The organism is Nostoc sp. UHCC 0252 (assembly GCF_034931145.1).
Lineage (GTDB): Bacteria > Cyanobacteriota > Cyanobacteriia > Cyanobacteriales > Nostocaceae > Nostoc.
Window position 1 is genome coordinate 187,816 of record NZ_JAYGHE010000003.1, and the last position, 8,591, is coordinate 196,406.

Annotated in this window: 5 protein-coding genes and 2 pseudogenes; 4 read left to right on the forward strand and 3 right to left on the reverse strand. The window is 41.0% G+C overall.

Going from position 1 to position 8,591, the window contains the following annotated elements; all coding sequences use genetic code 11:
• Window positions 1-276: 276 nt before the first annotated feature.
• The 3 genes from VB732_RS03105 to VB732_RS03115 all read right to left on the reverse strand — a co-directional run bounded on the left by VB732_RS03105 (window position 277) and on the right by VB732_RS03115 (window position 3,828).
• Window positions 277-2,091, reverse strand: coding sequence for a sugar dehydrogenase (locus tag VB732_RS03105; protein ID WP_323229356.1), 1,815 nt, complete (start codon window positions 2,089-2,091; stop codon window positions 277-279).
• Between the two features lie 676 nt (window positions 2,092-2,767).
• A complete protein-coding gene (locus VB732_RS03110) occupies window positions 2,768-3,634 on the reverse strand; it encodes an Rpn family recombination-promoting nuclease/putative transposase (protein WP_323229357.1) in 867 nt (288 codons plus the stop codon).
• A 53-nt stretch (window positions 3,635-3,687) separates the two neighbouring features.
• Window positions 3,688-3,828: a hypothetical protein gene (locus tag VB732_RS03115; protein WP_323229358.1), complete on the reverse strand. Its 141-nt coding sequence runs from the start codon at window positions 3,826-3,828 to the stop codon at window positions 3,688-3,690.
• Here VB732_RS03115 and VB732_RS03120 point away from each other — a divergent pair.
• From VB732_RS03120 to VB732_RS03140, 4 genes and pseudogenes are all read left to right on the forward strand, one after another.
• Entirely contained in the window at window positions 3,807-4,463 is a 657-nt protein-coding gene (locus tag VB732_RS03120) for a Uma2 family endonuclease (RefSeq protein ID WP_323229359.1), read from the forward strand. The two genes, VB732_RS03115 and VB732_RS03120, sit on opposite strands and share 22 nt — an antisense overlap.
• 219 nt (window positions 4,464-4,682) lie before the next feature.
• Window positions 4,683-8,222 (forward strand): annotated as a pseudogene (locus tag VB732_RS35935) (NACHT domain-containing protein).
• Window positions 8,223-8,237: 15 nt separating this feature from the next.
• Entirely contained in the window at window positions 8,238-8,477 is a 240-nt protein-coding gene (locus VB732_RS03135; protein ID WP_323229363.1) for a hypothetical protein, read from the forward strand.
• A pseudogene (locus VB732_RS03140) lies at window positions 8,474-8,591 on the forward strand (type II toxin-antitoxin system HicB family antitoxin); the annotation flags it as partial. The gene VB732_RS03135 and the pseudogene VB732_RS03140, both read left to right, overlap by 4 nt.

Here is an 8,591-nt window from a genome sequence, read left to right on the forward strand (position 1 = left end):
TCGCACATATCCTTTACAAGAACTTGCGGCGGCTCATAGTTATAGCGAGACTGGGCTTGCTGTGGGGAAAATTGCGTTGAAGCAGCTCGTCGTAGACATCGCAGTTTCTAGTTGATTAGAGACAATAAGCCAAAAACAGCACAGGTGACTGAATTTTGGCTTTTGAATAATAGAATTGTTCTTGCATTTAAATTTCCTTGCTCTCATTTAAATTTTGGATTTTAAATTACTCAATCCAAAACCCAAAATTTAAAATCTAAAATTCGGCAAGTGGTGCTATTTGACCTCTATAAACGAGATCGTGTTCTCGAATTCAGGTGGAACAGATTCATAATTACCAGCACTAAACTCACGGCATAGACCACTAGTTTCACTTTGGCATACACGTACCACTGTACCGTCAGGTACGATTAATGAGCTAATAGCGTCATTTCCCACAAACTTTAAGTCACCTTGGTTGGCTTTATATACCCCTGGGTTTGTGGTAAAAGACTGAGCAACTCCAGCAAAATTAGGTTCTGTGTAGACCTTAACCTGCGATCGCGGATTGACCTCTATAAACGAGATCATGTTATTGAATTCAGTTCCAACAGATTCATAATTACCAGCACTAAACTGACGACATAGACCACCAGTTTCATGTTGGCATACACGTACAACTGTACCGTCAGGTACAGTTAATGAGCTAATAGTGTCATTCCCCACAACATTTAAGTCACCTTCGTTGGCTTTGTATACCCCTGGGCTTGTGGTAAAAGACTGGGAAACTCCAGTAAAATTAGCTTCTGCGTAGACCTTAACTTCTGATGATTGCGTGGAGGGGGGATTGTAGGAGAGCTTGTAAATGGTACCGCTATAATCATCCGAAATTAACAAATTGCCTTGTAGATCAACTACCATATCCACGGGTCGCCCCCAGACTTCTTGCGTTGCTGGATTCAGCCAACCGTTGACTAAATCCATCTCATCTCCTGGAGCGTTTGTCGTAGTGTCCCAGGGAAAGTAAGCTATTTTGTAGCCGACTTTTTTCTGGCGATTCCATGAACCATGTAGCCCCGTTACTGCCCCACTTGAGTACAGGCTGGGAAAGGTAGTATTTTGTAAGAATGTTAGTCCCAAGGGCGCTGAATGGGCTTGGATACCCTTGGTAATCCTGTCCATTGCATCGCAATTAACATTTCCATCAGCATTGTATTCATAGTCACGGTCAAATGGCATATTGTTGAGGCCAGTTGGCGTGTCAGGGTTGGGGTTGCAGAATGGCCAACCGTAGTTACCGCCATCTCGGACTTTCGTGAATTCCTCTGGTGGGTGGTCGTCTACGTAAGAGGGGATAATCTTACCGTAATTGCCGGTGCTATCGTTGAAGGGATAAGCGATCTGGTCTCGATTATTAACGACTACCCAAAGGTCATTTGTCCCAGGGAAGAATGCTAACCCTTCGGCATTACGTAAACCTTGAGCAAAAAGCCGCCGATTGGTTCCAGTAGCGTCATACTGGTAAATCGCACCACGTACTGGGTCACTGACTGTATCTTCCTTGCAGGCATTGCAGGCAGAAGCGATCGACACGTACAGTTTGTCATTGGCATCAAGGGCGATATTTTTCAGTTCATGACCATAAGCGCCTTTTAGTTCTGATGTGCTGCTGTCTGGTAAACCAGTTATAACGATTTGGCGATTTGTTGCGATTAAGTCTCCAGAGTTGTAAATGAAGCGGTTAATTTGATGAGTCTCAGTGATATAAACGTATGTGATGCCATCAATTGTATGAAACACAATATCGTGTGGCTTGCGTAGACCCGTCACGAAGTCGGAAATAATTGGGTCGTTGCTGCCATTTGGCCGGACAATTAACACTTTACCTGTACTTGGCTGTGATACTAAAAGATCGCCATTGGGAGCAACTGCCATAAAGCGAGCATTCGGAATGCGAGCATAAACAGAGATGGAAAAGTTGGGTGGCACTTTTAAGTAACGGTTAGTATCAAAGGGCGAATTGGTCATTGTACCAGGCACTTTCACCAGAGTGTCAACAGAGGCGGCAGGTGGGATGGCAAACGCTTCGGTGGAAACAACCTCTAAGGACATCAAACTGATTAGTGATGTGAATAGTATGCGTCCAAGCATCCGTGTTGGGTTTAAAGCAAACATAAGGATTCTAAACTTCCCCATAATGTGGTATTGGTTTCTATTACACTGAACTCTTGGCTAGCCAATTTTTCCGAGAGCTTGAACAAACATTACTAAGGGTAAGAGTTTTTGAAAATACTTCGTTAAATTTATTTATATGCTTGTATTTTTTTCTGAGCAAAAAATGGGGAAATCGAGGGTAACAAACAAAGGTAGAGCGATCGCTCTCTCCAACTCAAAAAGCCCTCAAACTCAACACTCAAGATGTGATTTAACTGAAAGAATTGATTAAAGTGGGTAAGTTCGTCTGGTGATTGATCGCACATATCCCTGACAAGAACTACTGGCTACTTATGTTTATAGCGAAGGTGAGGGAAAACTGCGATCGCACAGCCCATCGTAGACATCGCAGTTTATAGTTAATTAAGAGTGTTCCAAAAAATAAATGATCCAAAACCCGTCATTGCGAGCGAAGCGAAGCAATCGCAAGGGCTGGGATTGCTTCGCTTCTCTACGAGACGCTCCGCGAACGCTCGCAATGACAATTGAGTATTTTTTTACTTGGAGTACTCTAACAGTCCCAACAACTATCTGGGAATTCATCTATTTAGGTTGCACTTCAGTGCCAGATTGTCTAGTGCTGGGCTAATGTACTAAACCAGACATTTAAATCTGCGATCGCCTGAAAATCTAACAAAGCTTCACCGAGATTTTCTAATTGTTCTAGAGAAAGAGTTTCAATGCGTTCTAGTACTTCTTGGGGTAATTCTCCTATGCGGCGAGTCAGTTGACGGAGAATGAGTGATCGTTCTCTTTGTTCACCTCTTTGTTCCCCTATTTGTTCGCCTCTTTGCACTCCTATTTGTTCACCCTCTGCAAGAATTTCCTGATAAATTACTGACTCGCGCATCATACCCTCCCGAAATAGCTGTCTAATCAAGTCTTTTTTGTATTTTAACCCTGCCAAGATTTGGGTGTAAGCCGAAATTTCTGGCCGTTGTCCTGGCTGAAGTTGATTAACTCGTTCCACAACTTGTTTTAACAAGGTTTGCGGTTGCGTGGTTGCTGCCAGTGGTGCTAATGGTAACAAAGCTGGCTCATTAAGGAACAATTCGGGCTTTTCTTCCCATATAGAAATCACACGATATTCGTGACGGGTGGTTTCGACACTGAAGACTGTTTCAATTACCGTTTCTGGTGCAGGAGGAAGCAATAATACGACAACTTGCGTTATTGGGAGACGATATAGCCGATACAAGCGTACCCAATAATCTAGCATCCGCAGGGGCAGAGGTGGTGTTGATTCTAGTTTGGTTTGAAATTCTAGATGGAGAATCCGCCCTTCTAGTTGTAAAAAGGTAACATAATCAGCACGAATCGGTTCAATGCTTAATTCGGTTTTCAGGACTTTGACGTTCGTTTGTGGTGTTCCCAAAACCCAACTAGCAAAGGTGGCGGGATGTTTTTCTGAAAGCAGTTTGCACAGGTTATCAAAGGACATTAATAATAGACACGAATCTCACAAGGTATTGTTATTATCTCGTGGAGAGTGGTCTAGTGAGCGATCGCAATTAGTATGATTGTGCGAGCGTGCGATCGCGCAGAGACTTCAGCAACAGAAGAATAATCAGAGTTAATCGCTATAATCTTGGTGAGTGTTAGGGAAATCAGCCATGTTAGAATACAACCTGCCACGCTACTTACCTTCAGCCGAAGAACTACCAGAGTCTGACGAAACGCCTGTGGATAATGAACTGCAAGAATTAATTCCAGGCTTGCTGAAGGCAATACTACTAATACTTTGGGCAGAGCGCATGGACTGGTTCTTTGGCATAGATATGGGTATTTATTATCACCCTGATAAACCGCCAATTGTACCAAATGGGTTTTTGAGTTTAGGGGTAGAACGCTTTTATGATGAAGAATTGCGTCCCAGTTATGTATTGTGGGAAGAAAAAGTTTTACCCACTTTCGTACTAGAGGTGGTATCTAAAACTTATCGTAAAGAATATACCACTAAATTAGATGAATACGCAGATTTAGGCGTACTTTATTACGTAATTTATTCTTCTCGTCGCCGTCGCAAACCGCGTTTGGAAGTGCATAAATTAGTAAATGGCAAGTATGAATTACAAGCAGGAAATCCGGTTTGGCTACCGGAAATTGGCTTAGGAATTGGTTGCGATCGCGGCAATTATTCTGGTGTCACCAGAGAATGGCTTTATTGGTATGATGAATCAGGAAAACGCTATCCTACGCCACAAGAGAAGATTCAACGGCTAGCGGATAAATTGCGATCGCTCGGCATAGACCCAGATAATCTTGATTAATCTGCAATTATACTCAAAACTGCTAACTCAGTACTGACTACTTTGATCATGCGATCGCGCAGAGACTTCAGCAAGAGAAGAATGATCGGCGTTAGTAGTGCTAAAAATCAACTTCCCCTCTGATGAGCAGTATTATTTCTGCAATAACTCTGAAATCTGGAAACATTACTTAAGTTAGTGTATATACTCGTAGTCAAACTTTCAACAGACGCGGGTATTATGGACTGGTTAGTTATTTGGGGTGTAACTCAGGCCGCCGGGTTGATTTTTAAACCCATTCTGGAAGACTTAGCCAAGGATGCTGCTAAAGATTGGGCTAAAGATTTATTAAAAGGCATCCCTGGCAATATTTTAGAGAAACTGAAGAAGGAAGACATAGAAATCGCTGCTGGTAAAGCTTTAAAAGAATTTTTACAACTGGTGCAGGAAGATTTAAAAGGTGGAGAACTTTCTGAAGATGAAATCAAAAAGTATACGCAGCCGATAAAGCAATTTCTCAAAAATCAAGAAGTCAAAGAAATTTTGGGAAATGCCTTTAAAGATAATAATCCAGCTATAGACACTAATAGATTACAAAAAATTTGGGATGAAATTAATGTTTCAAATCCCTTACCAGATGATTTTAATTGGAAACGGATTGCTAAAAAATATCTGCAAAAGGTTAAAGAGATTATTCAAGGGATTCCTGAACTCAGAGATGTTCTGGATTCCCAAAACCTGGATAAGATCAAAGACATCTTAGAAGGCAATGCTCAGAAAATTACTGCATTTGATTTAGTTAAATATCAAGAAGGAATCCGCGAAAGCTATGGCAATCTCAAGTTAGATAGCTTAGATACTAGCGGCTATGCCTATAACGAACTAAAATTGTGGCGGATTTTTACTGCTCAAAATGTCCGGGAAACTCAAGTTTTAGCACAAGTTCATGAACTGCCTAAAGAACATCTTAAACGGCTGCGAGAAACTGACCAAGTAGAAGCAGAAGTGGAATTAGAAGAATTAGAACGCCACAAACGGGTTTATTTTGAACAGCCGATCCGTTCAGTCTTAGATGTTGTCAATAAAAAGCAAGATTATAAATACATTGTGATTTTGGGCGATCCTGGTTCCGGGAAGTCTACATTGTTACAATTTCTGGCTTTGAATTGGGCAGAGTCCCCACTGGATAATGTTATCTCATTACCAATTCCCTTGCTAATTGAGTTACGCACTTATATGCGGCGACGGGAAGATCAAGAGTGCAATAATTTTCTAGAATTCTTTCATCAATGTAGTGGTGCTGTTCATCATCTCAATCAGCTTGAACTAGATAAACAATTAAAAGCTGGTAATGCCTTAGTGATGTTTGATGGTTTGGATGAGGTATTTGACCCTGGTAAGCGAGAGGATGTAATTACTGATATTCATCGCTTTACTAATGAGTATCCTGATGTGCAGGTAATTGTCACATCTCGGATTATAGCGGTTCCCAACCTAGTGAGGTACGTTTTCAAAGCTACTAACCTTGGTAAACAAGATTTGGGTGTACCTCAGTAGACTAGGAAACGCTATATTGGCTATAAACCGCAACGATTGCTTAATGCTGAGTTTCGCCACTTTATATTACAAGATTTAGACTCTGAACAAATTCAGGATTTTATCTACCGTTGGCATGAGTTAACTTTTACCGATGCAGTAGATAAGGTGAGAAAACGGGAACGGCTACAAAGAGGAATTGAAGCTTCCAAGGCTATTGCAGAATTGGCGGGAAATCCTCTGCTGTTGACGATGATGGCAATTCTTAATCGTAATCAAGAGCTACCAAGAAAGAGAGCCGAGCTTTATGAGGAAGCATCGCGGGTACTGCTACATCGATGGGATGTGGAACGCGTTTTGATAGAAGATAAAAGGTTAGATCCCAAGACTATTGATTATAAAGATAAGCAAGCGATGCTGCGTCAGGTTGCTTATCTTATGCAAACTGGTGAGAAAGGTTTGGCAGGTAATTTGATTAATGAAAATGATTTAGTCAAAGTTCTGACTGATTATCTCAGAACTATAGAATTTGATAAACCCAGAGAAGCTGCGCGGGTGATGATTAATCAACTGCGGACTCGCAACTTTATGTTATGTTTCCGGGGTGCGGATTATTATGCTTTTGTGCATCGGACATTTTTAGAATATTTCTGTGCTTGGGAGTTTGTCTGGCAGTTTAAAGAAACGCAAACTCTGACTATTGAGGAACTTAAGAATGAAGTTTTTGGCAAACATTGGCAGGATGAAAGTTGGCATGAAGTCTTGCTGCTAATTGCGGGAATGATTGAGCCAATATTTGTTGGCGAGATTCTTGAGTATTTAATGGCGCAAGATGGTGAAGAGGAGAAGTTTGTCAATCTCTTTTTGGCGGCTAAATGTCTTGTAGAGGTGAGAAATCGTCACGCAATTGAGTTAGTTGACAATAAATTACGTGAAAAGATAAAAGGATTAACTAAATATGGCAATGTAATTAACATTTCGCAGCCAATAACTGAAATAGAAGATTTTGAAAAAGATATAGAACATAATAACTCAGTTCAGGAGATTCGCACCAAAGCAATTACAGCACTTGTAAGCACTTGGCAAGATTACCCTGACATCTTACCCTGGCTCAAAAAATGTGCGACATCTCATGAAGATAGAGATGTGCGATATGTAGCAGTGCAAGAGTTAGCTTTGAAATGGAGAGATGACCCCGACATTAAAGCTTTACTCAAAAAACTTGCTACCTCCGACAAAGATGATTATGTGCGATATGCAGCAGTACAAGAGTTAGCTTTGGGTTGGAAATATGATCTCGACATCAAAGCCTTACTCCAAGAAAGTACTACCGATAGTTGTGAGGAAGTACGAGAATTTACCTTGCTAGCCTTAGTACGTTCTTGGAAAGATGACCCCGATACTGTAGCTATCCTAAAACACCATGCGGTATCAGATTTTATACCAGTGCAACAAACAGTAATTTACGAATTAGCTAAAGGGTGGAAACATGATCCTACTATCTTACCCTTTCTTAAGGAAATCGCTAGAAATGATAAAGAAGGTCATCTGCGACAAGTCATCGTGGAACAAATAGCTAAAGGGTGGAAAGATAATCCTGAAGTATTACGCTGGCTTGCGGAATACACTAGGTTTGATCATATTTTTAATCATAATTCTAATGTGGCGCGTGAGGCATTAAGAGAGTTAGCCCGTTCTTTCAAAGATGACACGAATACAAAAGCTTTCTTAGAAAAACATGCAACCTCAAATGAAGATGATTCTGATTTACCAGCTGAAGCAGTGAGGGAATTAGCACGAGGTTGGAAGGATAACCCTGACACGTTAACTTTTCTCAAAGAACTCGCTACCAGAGATGGTAATTCGTGTGTGCAAAGTGTAGCAATGCGAGAGTTAACGTATGGCTGGAAAGAGAATCCTGACACGCTATCTTTCCTTAAACAACTTGCGACTTCTGATAAATATAGTATCCATGTACAACGTTCCGCAGTGCAAGAGTTAGCGCGTGCTTTCAATAATGAACCAGGGATGTTTGAATTTTTGCATGTTATCGCCATCACTCAAGCTTCTAAGAGTGAGAACCTCTTTGATAATCTCTCTCGAACACTGGTACTTGGAGTAATTATCAAGCAATTTCCTCAGCATCCCCAGACTTTACCACTGTTGCGCGATCGCGCACAAAATGACCCAGATGAGCAAGTGCGGGAATTTGCTCAGAAGAAGTTGGCACAATTAGAGAAGTAGAAGAGTTGCAAAAATATGAGTAACACAGAAGTTCGTCAGCAAATCAACCAATATTTAGATGTATTATCTTCAGAACGCTTACAACTGGTTGCTGATTTTTTAGCATATCTAGCAGATAAGGAGAGTGAAGATGCTACCCAAGAGTTACTTGATATCCCTGGATTTATTGAATCATTTGAAGAAGGTAAAAAAGATATTGCAGAAGGTCGGCTAAAAAACTGGAGAACAATTCGTAATTATGTTTCAGAAGAATGAAATATACAATCGTGATTCAATGGTCAGAAGAAGACCAATGTTATGTGGTTTCGCTACCTGAGTTTACGGATATGATGCAGCCTTGCACTCACGGAGAGACTTACGAAGACGCTC